Below are 16,657 nucleotides of genomic sequence, written 5' to 3'. Positions count from 1 at the left end.
GACCATGCCGGAGCGATCAACGTCCTGCGCAGAGCGAGTGACCCCGACATCACCCTGGACACCCCGCACTGGCGGGTGAAGCAGATCCTGCGGGAACGTACCGATCGCCGACGGTCCGGACTGCCGGACTGCCGGACCAGGACTTCAGCACTCGGTGGTCGTGCCGGTGCGGAGAGCGAAACATCCCGCCAAGCCCCCTGGCGGGCAAAGGCAAGGAAGCAGGCACATCGATGTCAGTCGGGCACACAGAGGTAACCACCCGGGCGACGACCACCCCCGAACCCGTGGTCACCTGCGAGGACCACGACGACTGCGGGATCCGTGACGTCCTGGACCGGCTCGGTGACAAGTGGTCGGTGCTGGTCGTCGTCGAACTCGCCTCGGGCGTACGGCGGTTCAGGGAGCTGCAGCGCGCCGTGACCGACATCTCGCAGCGCATGCTGACGCTGACGGTGCGCCGCCTGGAGCGGGACGGGCTGGTCACGCGCACCGTGTACGCGACGGTCCCGCCGCAGGTCGAGTACGAGCTGACCGAGATGGGCCACAGCCTCACCCACCTCATCAAGGGCCTCGCCGACTGGTCCCGCGACCACAAGCCCGCCATCACCGCGGCCCGCGCCGCCTGGGACGCGCAGTGAGCGACAGCACCGTCGAGCGCGCCTTCGCCGCCGCCCTGTACGAGACCGCGGACACCCGGAACATCGACCTGGGCGCCTCCCTGCTCGCCGCCGACCCGTCCGCCGACGCCGAACTCGACGCCAGGGGGCGGGAGTTCGTGCGCCGGGCGTGGGAGCGCGGCTGGCAGCCCGCCGATCTGCTCCGCATGGTCGTACGGGAGGACGGCCTCGACGACGCCCATCTGCGCCTCGCCGCCCGCCTCGTCCGTGCGGAGACCGCCCGCTACGACGGGCTCCCGCCGCGCTGGCCGGCCCAGCTCGCCGAAGCGCCGGACGGCGACGGACCGGCCCGCACGGACCGCTTCTCCGCCGCCACCGTCGCCCTGGAGCTGTACCGGTTGCTGCTCCGCCTCCCCGCGATCGAGCCGGTCGGCCCGGTGCCGGGGGAGACGGTCACCGCCCCGGTCGCCGGCGAGCCGCGCACGCTCGCCCGGATCCGCGCCCTGCTCGCCAAGGCGGAGGCGACCGGGTACCCGCCGGAGGCCGAGGCGCTCACCGCCAAGGCGCAGGAGCTGATGGCCCGCCACTCGGTCGACGAGGCGGTGCTGGCCTCCCGTACGCACGCGAAGGACACCCCGGGCGCGTGCCGGATCGGCGTGGACGCCCCGTACGAGACGGCGAAGGCGGTGCTGCTCGACGCGGTGGCGACCGCGAACCGCTGCCGGGCGGTGTGGAACAGCGCGTTCGGCTTCTCGACCGTCGTCGGCTTCGAGGCGGACCTGGAGGTCGTGGAGCTGCTGTACACGTCCTTGCTGGTGCAGGCCGACTCCGCGATGACGCGGGCCGAGGCGGAGCAGCGGGCGGGCGGCAGGAAGCGCACGAAGTCGTTCCGGCAGTCGTTCCTGGCCGCGTACGCCCATCGGATCGGTACGCGCCTCGGGGAGGTCGCCGGTCAAGTGGTCGGTGGGGAGGGCGAGTTGCTGCCGGTGCTCGCCGCGCGGGACGTGGCCGTGGCGGGCCGCGCCGAGGAGATGTTCCCCGAGACGGTGACGACCCGGATGAGGGGCGTCACCGACGGGGCGGGCTGGGACGAGGGTGCGTCCGCGGCGGACCGGGCCCGACTCGGTGACGCGTCTGCCGGGCAGGGGCCGCGCGGCCGTCTGCGACCCGGTGGGGGCTGATCGCGCAGCAGGGCGTGCATCTCAGGGGCGCGGGGAACTGCGCGACCAGCCACGACGGCGCAGCAGCCGCGACGAAAGAGAAGCCCCTACGGCGAGAAGGCGGGCCCCGTCACACGCGACCCGCGGCCCTCTCGATCCGGTCCAGCAGACGGTGGTGCCGCGCCGCGTGCGCAAAGTCCGGCACCACGGACGTGTCCTCGGCCAGGTCCCGCCGGATCTGCGCATAGGTCGCACCCACGTTGTACGCCACCGTGCCCCGCAGCGCGGCGAGCGCCGGGTCGAAGTACCGCTCGGGAACGGTGAGTTCGGCGAGCGCGGTGTCGGATCCGCGGGCCCCGGCGAGGGCGTACTCGCCCATCTGCAGGTGCCCGTGGTCGCCGGTGACGACGAGGTCACCGTCGGTGCCGTTGATCTCCCAGCGGAAGTTGGTGCCGCGCGAGGTGCCGCCCCGGTAGTGCACGGAGGCCACCGCCCCGGAGGAGAGCACCCCGCCGATCGCCAGCTGGTCGGCGACGTCGGGCCGGTGGACCGTGCCGGTGCTGGGGTCGAGGAGCTCCCGGCGGCGGGTGGCGGTGACCGCGCTGACCTCGTCGAAGTCGCCGAGCACCGAGATCAGCCCGTCCAGGGCGTGCCCGAACGGGATGGTGAGCATGTTCGCTCCGGAGGTGCGGTCCAGCAGATAGGCGCCGCCTTCGGGGAACTCGGCTCCCCAGCCGCGCCCCGACCCCACCAGGGTGGTGGAGAGCACCTCGCCGACGTACCCGTCCGCGACCAGGTCGCGCAGATGGCGCACCAGTGGGGCGGAGCGCGCCTGCAGCCCGGCGAAGGTGCGCAGCCGGCGTGCGGCGGCGAAGGAGGCCAGCTCCTCGGCCTCGGCGGGCCCGGTGCCGAGCGGCCACTCGGACAGCACCGTCTTCCCGGCGGCCAGGGCGGAGCGGATGATCTCCCGGTGGTCCGGCACCTTGACGGTGACGACGACCAGGTCGACGTCGTCCGCGGCGGCCAGTTCGGCGGCGCTCCCGTACGCCTGGTCGACCCCGTGCTTCTCGGCGGCGGCCTTGGCGGAATCGGCGCTGCTGGCGGACAGGGCCCGCACCTCGAAGCCGTCGAGCAGCCGCAGCGCGGGCAGATGGCCGATGGAGGCCCAGCCGCGCCGGGCGGAGAGGCCGACGATGCCGACGCCGATGGGGGGCTGCGGGGATGACGGCATGGCGTACTCCTTCGTAGAACGGGACGGGGAGGGCGAGCTAGACTGTTCGACGAACAGCGAACACCGGGAGTGTACGCACAACGTCGAACACTCGGCAAGATCGAAAAGAGCAGGAGGGGCATTCATGGCCACAGAGGCGGACACGGCGGCGACGAGCCACCGGCCGATGCCGGCCCACATCCACCCCGCGGACGTGTCCCTGGAGACCGCGCTGCTCGCCCTCGCCGACCCGGTGCGCCGCACCCTCGTACGGGACCTGGCGGGGTCCCCCGACTTCTCGCGCACCTGCGGCACCTTCGACGTGCCGGTCACCAAGGCGACGCTGAGCAGGCACTTCTCCGTGCTGCGCGAGTCGGGCCTGCTGGAGCAGCGGGACTCGGGAGCGAAGCGGTTCAACCGGCTGCGGCGCGCGGAGTTCGACGAGCGCTTCCCGGGGCTCCTCGACCTGGTGCTCCGCGAGTGCGCGGCGGGCCGACCGAAATCGGATGCCTGATCGCTCTTGGGGTTAATGCCCGTATTCTGGCGAGGTGAGCTGGTTCCGGGCGCTGAAGGACACCACCCGCTCGGGCCTGAAGGTCGAGCGGAAGCGCCTGGAACCCCTGATCGCCCTGCGCGGGGCCGCGGGCCTCGCGATCGTCGTGTCGATCAGCCTCACCCTGTTCGGTCCCGCGGTGGCGGCGGGCTCCGCGTTCGGCGCGTACCAGGCGGCCATCGCCACGTTCCAGCGCAGCTGGCGCCCGCGCCCCGAGCTCGCCCTGGCCTCCGGCGCGAGCCTCGGCGTCTCGACGTTCATCGGCTACCTCACCGGCTCGCACCTCTTCCTGTTCCTGCCGCTGCTCGCGCTGTGGACCTTCCTGGCGGGCCTGGCCTGGGCCGCGGGCCCGACGATCGGCATCATCGCCTCGTCGAACGTCGCGATGATGCTCGTCACGATCACCCTGCCGACCACGATCCTCGAGGCCGCGGGCCACGCCGCGATGATGGCCTTCGGCGGCGTGGTCCAGGCGGCCCTGGTGATCCTCTTTCCCGTACGCCGATGGGGAGCCCAGCGCGACGCGCTCGCCGACGCGCTCGCCGCCGAGGCCGACTACGCGCGCCGCCTGCGGCACGACCCGGTCGCCCCGTTCGACCCGCAGCCGCTGATGCTGGCCCGCAGCGCCGCCGCGCTCACCCCGCGCCAGGCCCGCACGCGCCCCGCCCAACTGCACGGCGCCCGCGGCCTCGCCGAGCGCATCCGGCCCGTCCTCGCCTCCCTCGCCGACCCGGCCGTCGGCGTCCCCGAGGACGGGCCCGAGCGCGCCCGGGTCCGCGAACTGCTCGCCGCCGCCGGCTCGATCCTGGACGCCGCGGCCCGGGCGATCCGCCACGGCACCCCGGTCGACATCCCCGCGGGCGCGATCGCGGCGTTCCGCACCCCGGACACGGGCGCGATCCTCTCGGGGCCGCCCCACCGGGCGGCGACGCGGCTCGGCTCCCTGCTGCGGGACGTGGTCGAGACGGCGGGCGGCGTCGAGCCCGCGCACACCGGCCCCCTCGCCCCGCTGTACGCCACCGCCGACTGGGCCCACGGCCTGCGCCACCGGTCCCGGCCCGGCACGGGCGGCCAGTCGGGTCTCCAGCGCCCGAGCCTGCTGCGCCTCCTCCCGGTCGTCGTCAGAGCCGTCCGCAAAGAGGCCCGCCCCGGCTCCCCGGTCCTGCGCCACGCCACCCGCGTCTGCGCGGTCGCCGTATCGGGCTACCTCATCGGCAACGCCCTCCCGCTCGGCCACGGTTACTGGGCCCCGATGTCGGCCGTCATGGTGATGCGCCCCGACTTCTCCCAGACGTACTCCCGTGCCGTCGCCCGGTTCGGCGGCACCCTCGTCGGCGTCGTCCTCGCCACCGCAGTCGTCCAACTCGCCAACCCCGGAACGGAGTTGTCCGCCGCCCTCGCCGTCCTGTGCGCGGGCCTGATGTACCTGCTGATGCGCACGGGCCAGCTCGCCGCCCAGGCCTGCGTCGCCTCGTACGTCGTCTTCCTGCTCGGCATGGGCGGCCAGACCTGGGACCAGACGGTGCCCGAGCGCGTCGTACTGACCCTCGTCGGCGGCCTGCTCGCCATGCTGTCCTACGCGCTCTACCCGGCCTGGGAGACCCCGCGCCTGCGCACGAAGCTGGCCGACTGGCTCGTCGCGCTCGGCGAGTACGCGACCGCGGTCGTCGGCCACTACGCCCGGCCCGCGGGCCCCGCCTGCCCCGACGTCCGCGCGGCCCTGCTCAGGGCGCGGGACGCGCACATCGCCTGGGAGGAGGCCGCGGCCCGCGCGAAGACCGAGCCCGTACGCCACCGGGGCCTGTCCCGCGCCGCCGCCGACGACGCCGCGCACGCCCTGCACCGCCTGGGCCGCGTGGCGATGCTGATGGAGGCCCATCTGCCCGAGCGCGACGCCACCCCGGTCCCCGCCGCGGCCGCCCTCGCCGACGCCCTGCGCTCCGCGACCCGCGACGGCGCCAGGGCCGTGCGCGAACGCCGGGTCCCCGACTGGAAGCCGGTCCGCGAGGCGCTGGACGCCTGGGACGGCGAGGGCGTGCCCGACCGGGTGGTGCGCCGGGGCGCGGGCATGCTCCTGGACACGCTCGGGGAACTCTCGGACGCGCTCGACACCGACGAACCGCCGATGACGGTGAAGTCACCGGAAAAGGCGGATGGGCCGCGCCCCTCGTAGGAGCGCGGCCCATCGGCGTACGGACGGCCCGTCGGCGTATGCCCGTCGGCGTACGGCGGAGGATCAGCCGGTCGGCAGCCCCGACGGCAGCCCGGTCGGCAGCCCCGTCGGCAGGTTCCCGTCCTTCGACTTGGTGAAGGTGTCCGTGGTCCCGGCGTCCCAGGAGACCTTCATCGTCGTGCCGTCGTTGGACTCGACCGCGCCCATGGTGCGGTCGTTGTTCCCGTCCGCGCACGTGAGGGTCAGCATCGGCTTCCCGGTGTCGGCCAGGGTCCCGGTGCACAGGTGCCCGGCCGAGCTCAGCGACGCCTGCTTGCCGCCGATGACGAGCACGACCGGCTGCCCGGACGTGGTCGCGCTCCAGATGCCCTCGGTGTCCTTGACGGACCCGGCCGAGCCGGAGTCGCCGGACCCCGAGGACGCGGACCCGTCGGGCGCCTGGGACGAGCCGGACGACCCGCTGTCGGACGCCTTGTCCTTGCCGCCGTCGTCGCTGCTGCAGCCGCTCACGGCGAGCGCCGCCACGACGGCAGCGGCCCCCGCGATGGCCCGAATGTTCCTGATGCGCACAACATCCCCCTACGTCACTGCTGTTGCTGCTGAATCGCCGCAGCAAGTTACCAGCCGTCACCGGCAGGACCTGTGGACACCCGGCGCGAATCCGGCGTGCGCTTGCTCACGTTCGGAAGGCCCGTCGCCCTATTGAAAACGACAGCCATTTTCATATAATGGCTGCATCGACTTCCGAGAGGAGCGCTGACCGTCATGAAGAACGGAATCCACCCCGCGTACGCCCCCGTCGTCTTCCGGGACCGGGCCGCGAACCACGCCTTCCTCACCCGCTCGACCCTGCCGGCCGGGCGGACCACCGAGACGATCGAGTGGGAGGACGGGCGCACGTACCCCGTCTTCGACGTGGAGATCTCGAACGTGAGCCACCCCTTCTACACCGGCAACCAGCGGGTCCTGGACACCGCGGGCCGGGTGGAGCGCTTCGAGCGCCGCTACGGGAGGCGGTCGCAGGCGTGAGCCGAACCCCCGTCATGATCGACGGCGGCCCGCACGCGGATGCGCGTGCGGGCCGCCGTCGACGAACGGGTCGAAAGTTGAAAGGGGACGCGCCCTAGAACGGGAACCGCGACCTGCCGTGCTGCACGGAGATCCACTTCTGCGTGGTGAAGGCCTCCACCGTCGCCTCCCCGTTCAGGCGGCCGATCCCCGAGCGCTTCTCGCCGCCGAAGGCGACCAGCGGCTCGTCGTGCACGGTGCCGTCGTTGACGTGGATCATGCCCGTGTCGATCTGCTGGGCGAACGCCACGCCCCGCTCCACGTCGCCCGTGTGCACGGCCCCGCTCAGCCCGTACGGGGTGTCGTTGGCGATCCGCACGCCCTCCTCGTCCCCGTCGAACGGGATGAGCAGGGCGACGGGCCCGAAGATCTCCTGGCGCAGCACGGGCGAGTCGGCGGGCAGCCCGGTCAGCACGACCGGCTCGACCAGGTTCCCCTCGACGCCGCCGCGTACGAGCGCGGTCGCGCCCTCGGCGATCGCCTGCTCCACGACGCCCGAAATGGCGTCCGCCTGCGCCGAGTTGATGACCGGGCCGATGACGGTCTCCGGGTCGCGCGGGTCGCCCGACTTCAGGGTCTTCACCTTGGCGACGAACTTCTCCGTGAACTCCTTCTCGACCTTGCGGTCGACGAGGATCCGGTTCGCGGCCATGCAGACCTGGCCCTGGTGGACGTAGCGGCTGAAGACGGCCGCGTCGACCGCGTAGTCGATGTCGGCGTCGTCGAGCACGGTCAGCGCGCTGTTGCCGCCGAGTTCGAGCACGGCCTGCTTGAACTGCGAGGCGCACACCGTCGCGACGTGCTGCCCGACCTTGTCGGAGCCGGTGAAGGAGATGACCTTCGGCACGGGGTGCGTCAGGAGCGCGTCACCGATCTCGGCGATGTCCGTGATGACGACGTTCAGCAGACCGGCCGGCAGGCCCGCGTCCTCGAAGATCTTCGCGACCAGGGAGCCACCGCAGATCGGTGTGTTCTGGTGCGGCTTGAGCACGACGCCGTTGCCCAACGCCAGTGCCGGGGCAACGGACTTGAGGGAGAGCAGGAACGGGAAGTTGAAGGGGGAGATGACGCCCACGACACCGACCGGCACCCGGTAGACCCGGTTCTCCTTGCCGTCCACGGGGGAGGGGATGACCCGGCCCTGCGGGCGAAGGGCCAGCTGGATCGACTCGCGCAGGAACTCCTTGGCCAGGTGCAGCTCGAAGCCCGCCTTGACGCGCGTGCCGCCGAGCTCGTCGATGATCGCCTCGGCTATCTCGCCCTCGCGCTCCTCGATGAGGCGCAGGGCCCGCTCGAAGACGAGGCGCCGGGTGTACGCGTTGGTCGCCGCCCACTCCTTCTGCGCGCGCTCGGCGGCCCGGTACGCCTCGTCGACCTCGTCGGCCGAGGCGACGGTGATGGAGGCGAGCTTCTCCCCGTTGTACGGGTTGAAGTCGATGATGTCCCAAGAGCCGCGCCCGGAGCGCCACGTGCCGTCGATGTACTGCCGGTCCAGTTCCGTGAAGTACGCGTGCGAGGACTGTGACGTCATGGGGAGATCCCTTGCTGAAGCGCCGGACACCTGATGAGACGTCATCGTACGACCGATCCCGGTCAGTTGAGACACGAGATCGATCAACTGCCGTTGTATCTACGCGAATTCGCTCAGGATCCGCCGCAGCAGCACCAGACTCTCCTGCGGCGAGGGGCATTCGTCCTGCAGTTGCGCCATCGCCTTCTCGTACTGGGTGACGTCCTCGCGCTTGTCGAGATACAGGGCACTGGTGAGCTGTTCCAGGAACACGACGTCGGAAAGGTCCGACTCGGGGAACGAGAGCAGCGTGAACGTGCCGGACTCGCCGGAGTGCCAGCCGTGGCTGAACGGCATGACCTGCAGCGTCAGATGGGGCAGCTCGGCCACCTCGATCAGATGCTCCAGCTGCCCGCGCATCACCTCGCGCGAGCCGTGCTCGCGGCGCAACGCCCCCTCGTCCAGGACGAGTTGGATGTCCGGCGCCCGCTCGGCCACCAGCAGCTTCTGCCGCTCGAGCCGCAGCGCCACCCGCCGTTCGACGTCCTCCCGCGAGGCGCCCCGCATGCCGCGCTCGACGACCGCGTGCGCATACGCCTCGGTCTGCAGCAGACCGTGCACGAACTGGGCCTCGTACCCGCGGATGACCGACGCGGCGCCCTCCAGGCCGACGTACGTCTGGAACCAGCCGGGCAGGACGTCGTTGTAACTGTGCCACCAGCCCGCGACGTTGGCCTCCTTCACGAGTGAGAGCAGCGCACCGCGCTCGGCCTCGTCGCTGACCCCGTACAGGGTCAGCAGGTCCTCGACGTCCCTCGCCTTGAAGCTCACCCGTCCCAACTCCAAGCGGCTGATCTTCGATTCGGAGGCGCGGATCGAGTAGCCGGCGGCCTCTCTCGTGATGCCGCGCGATTCCCGCAGGCGCCGCAGTTGCGAGCCCAACAGAATGCGCCGCACCACAGATCCGCTCGTCTCCCCAGCGGCCACGTCTCGCCCTCCCCATCGGTTCAGGGGCCGAAGTCTGCCACTAAAACGCTCCTGCCCGTACTCGTTCGGTTACAGAAACGGAAAGATCACGAAAGAGCTCCGCAAGAAGTCGTAGGAAGAAATGAGCAAGAAGTGGTACGGGAACGACCAAGTCCGGCGCGTGCACGTGCATCTGCCCTTGCATCCGATGTACGCATTCGGAACGATGGTCGCCACCACCGCTCGCTATGCACTGCGAATCTCGGGGAGTGCCTCGCATGGGGACGAACGGATCGACCATGCTCGAGCCTTTCGACGCGTTAAGGCAGAGCCTGCCTCCACTCGACCCCTCTGCCGTCTCCAGCGCCGCCTCCTGCGCCCTGCCCGCCCGCTACGAAGCGGTGCGCAGCGCACGGGAGTTCGCCCGCAGGACGCTCGCCGACTGGGACGTGCCGGAGCGCTTCGACGACATCTGCCTGGTCGTGTCGGAGCTGGTCACCAACGCCCTGCGGCACGCGCTGCCCGCGGATACGCCCTACGACCAGGACCCGCCGGTGCGGCTGCACTTGATGCGCTGGGCCTCGCGGGTGGTGTGCGCGGTGCGCGACCCCAGCAACGACAGCCCGGTGGCCGGGGACGGCGAGGACGTCGTGGACGACTTCTCGGCGGAGTCCGGACGCGGCCTGTTCCTCGTCGACTCGTTCAGCGACAGCTGGGGCTGGCATCCGCTGGCCGGTGCGCTGAGCGGGAAAGTGGTCTGGGCCCTGTTCAGACTGTGAAGCCGGGCCCGTCCCAACGTACGGACGGGTAGGGCGAGTTGAGCCCAGAAGTCTACGCGCGTTCAAGCGCTCGGGCGTCAGGCGCCCGCTATCAGGTGGTCGAACTCGCCGTCCTTCACGCCGAGCAGCATGGCCTCTATCTCGGCCGGCGTGTAGACGAGGGCGGGCCCGTCGGGAAAGTTCGAGTTGCGTACGGCGACCCGGCCCCCGGGCAGTTTGGCGAACTCCACGCAGGATCCCTGGGAGTTGCTGTGCCTGCTCTTCTGCCAGACCACTCCGTGCAGTTCCGTGGCCGCCATGCCGTTGTACACGTGGTGCACGGTTCGCTCCCGGTGGTGCTGTAAGTGCCGCAACTGTGAACTGGTCCTGTGACTGGTGTGAATGCAGAGGTCAACTGCCCCAACTGTCCAGGATCATAGCTGCGTTCATATGCCGCTGCATGGGCAGATGCACGTGCACGCGGGGTGGTCCCGCGGTTACAGCTCAGCAGCTGAAGAAGGAGACGCGTTCCGCGGCCTTTCGGCTCCCGTCCGAGCGCGTCCGCGTATGGCGGTCAGGATCTGACCTACATGCCCCGTAGCTTCATCCGTGTCGGAACGAGCCGATGGCACAGACGAGAGGCGGCCCCCATGGTCATGCACGTGAACCCCGAAGCCCGCGGCGACGAGCGCGGGGCGCTGCTCGCCTTCATCGCCGAGCAGCGGGGCGGCGTCCGCCGGGCCCTGCTCGGTCTCACCGACGAGCAGGCGACCTCGAGGCCGAGCGCCAGCGAGCTCTCCCTCGCGGGTCTGCTCAAGCACGTGGCCGAGGTCGAGCAGGGCTGGATCGCACGCGCCCAGCAGATCGCCCCTGACACCCAGCGCACCGAGGCGGACTGGGGCGACAGCTTCCGGCTCGTCGGCGACGAGTCGGTCAAGGAAGTCCTCGACTACTACGACGACGTCGCCCGCCGCACCGAGGAGTTCTTCCGGGCGGCGCCGAGCCTCGACGACACGTTCCCGCTGCCGCCCGACCCGTGGTTCTTCGGCTGCCCCGCGGTCTCGGTGCGCTGGCTCGGCCTGCACCTGATCCGCGAGACGGCCCGGCACGCGGGCCACGCGGACATCATCCGCGAGTCCCTGGACGGCAAGACCGCCTTCGAGCTGGTCGCACTCGCCCAGCAGCAGTGAGCGCCGCGCCCCGAGGTCCTACGCTGGGTCCCATGTCAGCGATCCGCCTCCTGGTCCTCGGGGCCGTGCGCCAGCACGGCAGCGCGCACGGCTACCAAGTACGCAACGACCTGGAGTACTGGGGCGCCCACGAGTGGTCGAACGCCAAGCCCGGCTCGATCTACCACGCCCTGAAGCAGATGGCGAAGCAAGGGCTGCTGCTCGCGCACGAGATCGCCCCGTCGACGGCCGGCGGCCCGCCGCGCACCGAGTACGAGCTCACGCAGCGGGGCACCGAGGAGTACCTGACCCTGCTCCGTGAGTCCCTGACCTCGTACGACCAGCGGCCCGACATCCTCACGGCCGCGCTCGGCTTCATGGTGGACCTGCCGCGCGAGGAGGCCCTCGGGCTGCTGAAGGAGCGGGTGCGCCGGATCGAGCAGTGGCGCTCCTCCGTCACCGGGTACTACACGCCCGAGGAAGGCCCGGGGCAGCTCGGCCACATCGGCGAGATCATGAACTACTGGGTCCACTCCGCCGACACGGGCGCCGAGTGGACCCAGGGCCTGATCGCCCGCATCGAGGCCGGCGCGTACACCTTCGCGGGCGAGGGCGACCCCTTCGTCGGAATCCTCGCGGACGGGCAGGAGAACCCGTACGCGCCTCAGTGATGGAACCCGGTGGCCGCGTCCCGGTCCCGGGTGAACGGGTGCGGCTGGCGCCGCAGTTCGGGCAGCAGCCGCGTCATGTCCTCCACCAACAGCTCCGCGAGGTCCGACGAGAAGCCGTTGCGGCACACCACCCGGAGCACCGCCAGGTCCTCGCGATGCGCGGGGAAGGTGTACGCGGGCACGAGCCAGCCCCGCTCCCGCAGCCGCCGCGACACGTCGAACACGTCGTACGCCGACACGTCCGGCGCCGTCGTGAACGCGAAGACCGGCAACTCGTCCCCCCGGGTGAGGAGTTGGAAGTCGCCGAGCGCCTCGATGCGTTCGGCGAGCCCGCGGGCCACGTTCCGCGTGGCCTGCTGCACGGCCCGGTAGCCGTCGCGGCCGAGCCGCAGGAACGTGTAGTACTGCGCGACGACCTGGGCCCCGGGGCGCGAGAAGTTCAGGGCGAAGGTCGGCATGTCGCCGCCCAAGTAGTTGACGCGGAAGACGAGTTCCTCCGGCAGCGCGTCCGCCGTGCGCCACAGCGCCCAGCCGACCCCGGGGTACACAAGGCCGTACTTGTGCCCCGACGTGTTGATCGAGGCGACCCGCGGCAGCCGGAAGTCCCACACCAGATCCGGGTCGAGGAACGGCGCCACCATCGCCCCCGACGCCCCGTCCACGTGCACGGGGATGTCGAGCCCGGTCCGCTCCTGCAGGGCGTCAAGTGCCGCGCACAGCTCGGCGATCGGCTCGTAGGACCCGTCGAAGGTGGAGCCGAGGATGCCGACGACCCCGATCGTGTTCTCGTCGCACAGCTCGGCCGCGGCCGCCGGGTCCAGATGGAACCGGTCGCCCTCCATCGGCACCTGCCGTGCCTCCACCTCCCAGAAGTTGCAGAACTTCTCCCAGCAGACCTGCACGTTCACGCCCATGACGAGATTGGGCCGGGCGTCGCGCGACGGATACCGGTCGGCGTTCTTCTGCGCCCAGCGCCGCTTGAGCGCCATCCCCGCGAGCATGCACGCCTCGCTGGACCCGGTCGTCGAACAGCCCACGGCGGCCGCCGGATCGGGCGCGTTCCACAGGTCGGCGAGCATCGCCACGCAGCGCTTCTCCAGCTCGGCGGTGCGCGGGTACTCGTCCTTGTCGATCATGTTCTTGTCCCGGCACTCCGCCATGAGGACACCGGCCTGCGGCTCCATCCACGTCGTGACGAACGTGGCCAGGTTGAGCCGTGAATTGCCGTCCAGCATCAGCTCGTCGTGGACGAGTTGGTACGCCGTCGAGGGCGCGAGCGGCCCGCCCGGCAGCCGGTGCTTGGGCGGGGCGTGCGTCATGCCGGCCGTCGGATTGGCCTCGCCGTAGAAGGGGTTGACGGCGAGGGGCCGCTCGTCGGGCTTGTCGGACGGACTCTGGTGCAGCGGCGGCATGGGTGTGACTCCTTTGCGTAACTCCCCCATGGCTCAAGGGGATTCAGGTCGCGATCAGCGCAACGGCGTGCCGTCCTCCGACAGTTGCATCTGCGGCCGCCCGGTCACCAGCAGCCATGCGGGCAGTGACGCGATGCACATCAGGGCGAGGATCGCGGGCGAGGAGACGAGCACCGCGGCCGTGAACAGGCTGACCCAGCCCTGCCGGGTGATCGCGAGCAGCATGCCGAGGACCCCGGCGGCGATGCCCACCGACACGTTCACGCCGGGGACGAGCGCATGCGCGCACAGCCCGAACGCGGCGCCGATGAACACGGCGGGGAAGATCCGCCCGCCCCGGAACCCACAGGACGCGGCGACCAGCAGCGCGGCCAGCTTCACGACGGTCATCACGGCGAACCGCCCGGCCGACCAGCCGTCCGGGTCCGCGGCCAGCTCGCCCACCTCGTGCAGCCCCTTGAAGAGCGTCAGGTGCCCGCCGAGCGCACCGAGCAGCCCGAGCACGAGCCCGCCCAGCGGCAGCATCAGCATCGGGTGCTTCAGGCCCCAGAAGGCCCGGTGCACGTACGGGAAGAGGTACACGGCGGCCATGCCGAGCACGGCGGCCGCGCACGCCACGACGATCGCGGAGAGCAGGTCGGCCCAGCCGGGCCGCCCGAACGACGGCAGGCCCAGGTCGAAGGAGGGCGAGGCGACCAGCGTCGTCGTCAGCGCGCCCGCGGAGGCGGCGAGCAGCGGCGCGAAGAGGTTGTCCCAGAGCGAGCCCCTGATCGGCATCGGCCGGCCGGCGAGCGCCTCGGAGACGACGAGCGCGGCCGCGACCGGCGTGCCGAACAGGGCGCCGAGCGTCGCGGCCGAGGCGAGCGAGACCCACAGCGTGCCCGGCGCCTTCGGCAGCAGCTTCGTACCGAGCCAGAACGCCACCGCGACGTTGGTGGCGATGATCGGGTTCTCCGGGCCGAGGCTCGGGCCGCCCGCGAGCATCAGGGCCGTCGCGACGACCAGGCCCGGCAGCACGTACGGCGCGAGCGGCTTCTCCCCGCCGAGGCCGAGCGTCGCCGGGTCGGGCCCGGCGTGCCCGGGCGCCTTCCAGACCACGAGGCCGACCAGTACGCCCGTGGCGGTCAGCATCACGATCATCCACAGGGACGAGTACCCGCCGATCCCGAGCGCGTCCGGCAGATCGCCCCACAGCACGTCCTGCAGCTTCTCGGCGACGCCGCTGACCGCGAGGAACAGCAGGCTGCAGCCGATGCCCACGGCGAGCGCGGGCACGACCAGCGGCAGCAGCGTGCGGGCGGACACCGCGGGGGGCGTCGCGGCGTCGTCGGCGGGAGTGCTCACGGCGTCACCCTAAGCGGACATACGCCACATAACACCCGGAGGGCTCGAGCCGAACCGGCTTGCACCTCACGCCACGTGAGGACCCAAGCTGAACCCATGAGCGCGACGAACTACTCGGTGGGCCAGGTCGCCGGATACGCCGGCGTCACGGTGCGCACCCTGCACCACTACGACGAGATCGGCCTGCTCGTCCCGAGCGAGCGCAACCACGCGGGCCACCGCCGCTACAGCGAGCACGACCTGGACCGGCTCCAGCAGGTCCTCTTCTACCGGGAGCTCGGCTTCCCGCTGGACGAGGTCCAGACCCTGCTCGACGACCCGTCGACGGACCCGCGCGCCCACCTGCGGCGCCAGCACGAGGTGCTGATCGCCCGCATCGAGAAGCTGCAGAAGATGGCCGAGGCCGTCGAGAACGCCATGGAGGCACAGAAAATGGGAATCCAGCTCACCCCCGAGGAGCGCTTCGAGGTCTTCGGCGACAAGGACCCCGAGCAGTACCAGCAGGAGGCCGAGGAGCGCTGGGGCGGCACCGAGGCGTACGCCGAGTCGCAGCGGCGCGCGGCCACGTACACCAAGGAGGACTGGCAGCGCATCCAGGCCGAGGTCGACGACTGGGGCACGCGCTACGCCGCCCTCGTCGCGTCCGGTGCCCCGGCCGAGGGCGAGGCCGCCATGGACCTGGCCGAGGAGCACCGGCTGCACACGACGCGCTGGTACTTCGACGTCTCGTACGAGATGCACGTCTGCTTCGGCGACATGTACGTGGCCGACGAGCGCTTCAAGGCGTTCTACGACGCCATGGGCGAGGGCGTCGCCGAGCACCTGCGCGACGCGATCCACGCGAACGCGGTCCGGCACACCCCGTGAGCCCGGCTCACACCATGGGCTCCTGGGCGATCACGACGGCGGTCCCGTACGCGCACACCTCCGCGGCCCCGTCCATCGCCTCGGTCACGTCGAAGCGGAACATGAGCACGGCGTTGGCGCCCCGCGCCTTCGCCTGCTCCACCAGCCGCTCCATGGCCTGATTCCGCGTCTCGACCAGCGTCTTCGTGAGCCCCTTGAGCTCGCCGCCGATCATCGACTTCAGACCGGCGCCGATCTGACTGCCGAGGTGCCGGGACCGGACGGTCAGCCCGAACACCTCCCCGATGACCTGCTGCACCCGGTACCCGGGGACGTCGTTCGTGGTGACGACGAGCACATCCGCCTGCGGATTCTGGCCGCCGCCGAAGTCTTCGATACCCATACCGACAGGTTTGCCACAGTTGACGCACAGTGCATCCTGGGAGAGCCACTGGAACCTGGCACGGCCGGGCGGCGTTGATAACTTTGCACCGCCCTTGCTCAAGCTTCTCTAGCCCCCTCAGGAGTCCGGACCCGTGATGACGCTTGCTCTCGGACCAAGCTGGCTGGACCCGGACCACCTGCTGAACACGTACAGCATCTGGGGCCTGCTGCTGATCGTGTTCGCCGAGTCGGGCCTGCTGATCGGCTTCTTCCTGCCGGGCGACTCGCTGCTGTTCACCTGCGGCCTGCTGATCACCGCGGGCACCCTGGACTTCCCGCTGTGGGGGGCGATCGCCCTGATCTGCGTCGCCGCGATCCTCGGCGACCAGGCGGGGTACGTCTTCGGCAAGAAGGTCGGTCCCTCGCTGTTCAAGCGCCCGGACTCCAAGATCTTCAAGCAGGAGAACGTGACGAAGGCGCACGAGTTCTTCGAGAAGTACGGCCCCAAGTCCCTGGTCCTGGCCCGCTTCGTGCCGATCGTGCGCACGTTCACGCCGATCATCGCGGGCGTCTCCGGCATGCGGTACCGCTCGTTCATCACGTTCAACGTGATCGGCGGCGTCCTGTGGGGCGCGGGCGTGACCCTGCTCGGCTCCTGGCTGGGCAACATCGAGTTCGTGCACAAGAACATCGAGGCGATCCTGATCCTGATCGTCCTCGTCTCGGTGGTGCCGATCGCGATCGAGTTCCTGCGGGCCCGCAGCAAGGCGAAGAAGGCCGAGCCGGCCGAGACCGGCGCCCCTTCACAGACCCCGG

At 71.1% G+C, this 16,657-nt stretch carries 17 protein-coding genes and 1 pseudogene; 10 read left to right on the top strand and 8 right to left on the bottom strand.

The window, feature by feature from the left end; all coding sequences use genetic code 11:
* Positions 1-230: 230 nt before the first annotated feature.
* On the top strand, positions 231-638 hold the full coding sequence (locus ACIBUY_RS12930) for a winged helix-turn-helix transcriptional regulator (protein ID WP_399152562.1): 408 nt from the start codon (positions 231-233) through the stop codon (positions 636-638).
* Positions 635-1,798, top strand: a complete 1,164-nt coding sequence (locus ACIBUY_RS12925) for a DUF2786 domain-containing protein (RefSeq protein WP_399152561.1) — start codon at positions 635-637, stop codon at positions 1,796-1,798. Before ACIBUY_RS12930 ends, ACIBUY_RS12925 begins: the two co-directional genes overlap by 4 nt.
* Before the next feature lie 109 nt (positions 1,799-1,907).
* On the opposite strand, the gene ACIBUY_RS12920 is transcribed toward ACIBUY_RS12925, so the two are convergent.
* Positions 1,908-3,008, bottom strand: coding sequence for a Gfo/Idh/MocA family protein (locus ACIBUY_RS12920; protein ID WP_399152560.1), 1,101 nt, complete (start codon positions 3,006-3,008; stop codon positions 1,908-1,910).
* Positions 3,009-3,132: 124 nt separating this feature from the next.
* Between ACIBUY_RS12920 and ACIBUY_RS12915 the strand changes: the two genes are divergently transcribed.
* Positions 3,133-3,501 (top strand): ArsR/SmtB family transcription factor, encoded by a 369-nt coding sequence (locus tag ACIBUY_RS12915; RefSeq protein ID WP_399152559.1) that lies wholly within the window; start codon positions 3,133-3,135, stop codon positions 3,499-3,501.
* Between the two features lie 34 nt (positions 3,502-3,535).
* Positions 3,536-5,713 carry an FUSC family protein gene (locus ACIBUY_RS12910; RefSeq protein ID WP_399152558.1) on the top strand — a complete coding sequence of 726 codons (2,178 nt, stop codon included), beginning with the start codon at positions 3,536-3,538 and terminating at the stop codon, positions 5,711-5,713.
* Between the two features lie 63 nt (positions 5,714-5,776).
* On the opposite strand, the gene ACIBUY_RS12905 is transcribed toward ACIBUY_RS12910, so the two are convergent.
* The gene (locus ACIBUY_RS12905) at positions 5,777-6,283 is read right to left on the bottom strand and encodes a hypothetical protein (RefSeq protein ID WP_365567605.1); all 507 of its coding nucleotides are present in this window, start codon (positions 6,281-6,283) and stop codon (positions 5,777-5,779) included.
* Between the two features lie 195 nt (positions 6,284-6,478).
* On the opposite strand from ACIBUY_RS12905, the gene ACIBUY_RS12900 reads away from it, so the two are divergent.
* Positions 6,479-6,742 carry a type B 50S ribosomal protein L31 gene (locus tag ACIBUY_RS12900; protein WP_365567603.1) on the top strand — a complete coding sequence of 88 codons (264 nt, stop codon included), beginning with the start codon at positions 6,479-6,481 and terminating at the stop codon, positions 6,740-6,742.
* A gap of 94 nt (positions 6,743-6,836) precedes the next feature.
* Here ACIBUY_RS12900 and ACIBUY_RS12895 read toward each other — a convergent pair whose 3' ends face one another.
* Both ACIBUY_RS12895 and ACIBUY_RS12890 read right to left on the bottom strand, forming a co-directional pair.
* Complete coding sequence (locus ACIBUY_RS12895) at positions 6,837-8,312, bottom strand: aldehyde dehydrogenase family protein (protein ID WP_399152557.1); 1,476 nt, start codon at positions 8,310-8,312, stop codon at positions 6,837-6,839.
* Between the two features lie 99 nt (positions 8,313-8,411).
* The gene (locus tag ACIBUY_RS12890; protein ID WP_365567599.1) at positions 8,412-9,278 is read right to left on the bottom strand and encodes a helix-turn-helix transcriptional regulator; all 867 of its coding nucleotides are present in this window, start codon (positions 9,276-9,278) and stop codon (positions 8,412-8,414) included.
* Positions 9,279-9,535: 257 nt separating this feature from the next.
* Here ACIBUY_RS12890 and ACIBUY_RS12885 point away from each other — a divergent pair, with 257 nt between their 5' ends.
* Positions 9,536-10,036, top strand: a complete 501-nt coding sequence (locus ACIBUY_RS12885) for an ATP-binding protein (RefSeq protein ID WP_399152556.1) — start codon at positions 9,536-9,538, stop codon at positions 10,034-10,036.
* A 77-nt stretch (positions 10,037-10,113) separates the two neighbouring features.
* Here the strand turns inward: ACIBUY_RS12885 and ACIBUY_RS12880 are convergent, their stop codons facing one another.
* A complete protein-coding gene (locus tag ACIBUY_RS12880; RefSeq protein WP_207822594.1) occupies positions 10,114-10,356 on the bottom strand; it encodes a DUF397 domain-containing protein in 243 nt (80 codons plus the stop codon).
* 309 nt (positions 10,357-10,665) lie between these two features.
* Between ACIBUY_RS12880 and ACIBUY_RS12875 the strand changes: the two genes are divergently transcribed.
* The gene (locus ACIBUY_RS12875; RefSeq protein WP_365567595.1) at positions 10,666-11,205 is read left to right on the top strand and encodes a DinB family protein; all 540 of its coding nucleotides are present in this window, start codon (positions 10,666-10,668) and stop codon (positions 11,203-11,205) included.
* 32 nt (positions 11,206-11,237) lie between these two features.
* The gene (locus tag ACIBUY_RS12870) at positions 11,238-11,855 is read left to right on the top strand and encodes a PadR family transcriptional regulator (protein WP_365567593.1); all 618 of its coding nucleotides are present in this window, start codon (positions 11,238-11,240) and stop codon (positions 11,853-11,855) included.
* Here ACIBUY_RS12870 and ACIBUY_RS12865 read toward each other — a convergent pair.
* Both ACIBUY_RS12865 and ACIBUY_RS12860 read right to left on the bottom strand, forming a co-directional pair.
* Entirely contained in the window at positions 11,849-13,267 is a 1,419-nt protein-coding gene (locus ACIBUY_RS12865; protein WP_399152555.1) for a glutamate decarboxylase, read from the bottom strand. The two genes, ACIBUY_RS12870 and ACIBUY_RS12865, sit on opposite strands and share 7 nt — an antisense overlap.
* A gap of 54 nt (positions 13,268-13,321) precedes the next feature.
* A complete protein-coding gene (locus tag ACIBUY_RS12860; protein WP_399152554.1) occupies positions 13,322-14,611 on the bottom strand; it encodes an ion channel protein in 1,290 nt (429 codons plus the stop codon).
* 96 nt (positions 14,612-14,707) lie between these two features.
* Between ACIBUY_RS12860 and ACIBUY_RS12855 the strand changes: the two genes are divergently transcribed.
* Positions 14,708-15,478 carry a MerR family transcriptional regulator gene (locus ACIBUY_RS12855; protein WP_365567587.1) on the top strand — a complete coding sequence of 257 codons (771 nt, stop codon included), beginning with the start codon at positions 14,708-14,710 and terminating at the stop codon, positions 15,476-15,478.
* A 7-nt stretch (positions 15,479-15,485) separates the two neighbouring features.
* Here the strand turns inward: ACIBUY_RS12855 and ACIBUY_RS12850 are convergent, their stop codons facing one another.
* Positions 15,486-15,860, bottom strand: a complete 375-nt coding sequence (locus tag ACIBUY_RS12850) for a YbjQ family protein (RefSeq protein WP_365567585.1) — start codon at positions 15,858-15,860, stop codon at positions 15,486-15,488.
* A 133-nt stretch (positions 15,861-15,993) separates the two neighbouring features.
* Here ACIBUY_RS12850 and ACIBUY_RS12845 point away from each other — a divergent pair.
* Positions 15,994-16,650: pseudogene (locus tag ACIBUY_RS12845) on the top strand (DedA family protein); the annotation flags it as partial.
* Positions 16,651-16,657 lie beyond the last annotated feature (7 nt).

This window comes from Streptomyces sp. NPDC050085 (assembly GCF_044460595.1).
Lineage (GTDB): Bacteria > Actinomycetota > Actinomycetes > Streptomycetales > Streptomycetaceae > Streptomyces.
The sequence above is the reverse complement of the archived record's forward strand: the minus strand, read 5'-3'. Positions and strand labels throughout refer to the sequence as shown.

Coding starts and splice junctions, on each gene's coding strand:
- ACIBUY_RS12875 (WP_365567595.1), top strand. CDS start 10,666: ATGGTCATGCACGTGAACCCCGAAGCCCGCGGCGACGAGCGCGGGGCG.
- ACIBUY_RS12930 (WP_399152562.1), top strand. CDS start 231: ATGTCAGTCGGGCACACAGAGGTAACCACCCGGGCGACGACCACCCCC.
- ACIBUY_RS12900 (WP_365567603.1), top strand. CDS start 6,479: ATGAAGAACGGAATCCACCCCGCGTACGCCCCCGTCGTCTTCCGGGAC.
- ACIBUY_RS12915 (WP_399152559.1), top strand. CDS start 3,133: ATGGCCACAGAGGCGGACACGGCGGCGACGAGCCACCGGCCGATGCCG.
- ACIBUY_RS12895 (WP_399152557.1), bottom strand. CDS start 8,312: ATGACGTCACAGTCCTCGCACGCGTACTTCACGGAACTGGACCGGCAG.
- ACIBUY_RS12855 (WP_365567587.1), top strand. CDS start 14,708: ATGAGCGCGACGAACTACTCGGTGGGCCAGGTCGCCGGATACGCCGGC.
- ACIBUY_RS12870 (WP_365567593.1), top strand. CDS start 11,238: ATGTCAGCGATCCGCCTCCTGGTCCTCGGGGCCGTGCGCCAGCACGGC.
- ACIBUY_RS12865 (WP_399152555.1), bottom strand. CDS start 13,267: ATGCCGCCGCTGCACCAGAGTCCGTCCGACAAGCCCGACGAGCGGCCC.
- ACIBUY_RS12850 (WP_365567585.1), bottom strand. CDS start 15,860: ATGGGTATCGAAGACTTCGGCGGCGGCCAGAATCCGCAGGCGGATGTG.
- ACIBUY_RS12920 (WP_399152560.1), bottom strand. CDS start 3,008: ATGCCGTCATCCCCGCAGCCCCCCATCGGCGTCGGCATCGTCGGCCTC.
- ACIBUY_RS12885 (WP_399152556.1), top strand. CDS start 9,536: ATGGGGACGAACGGATCGACCATGCTCGAGCCTTTCGACGCGTTAAGG.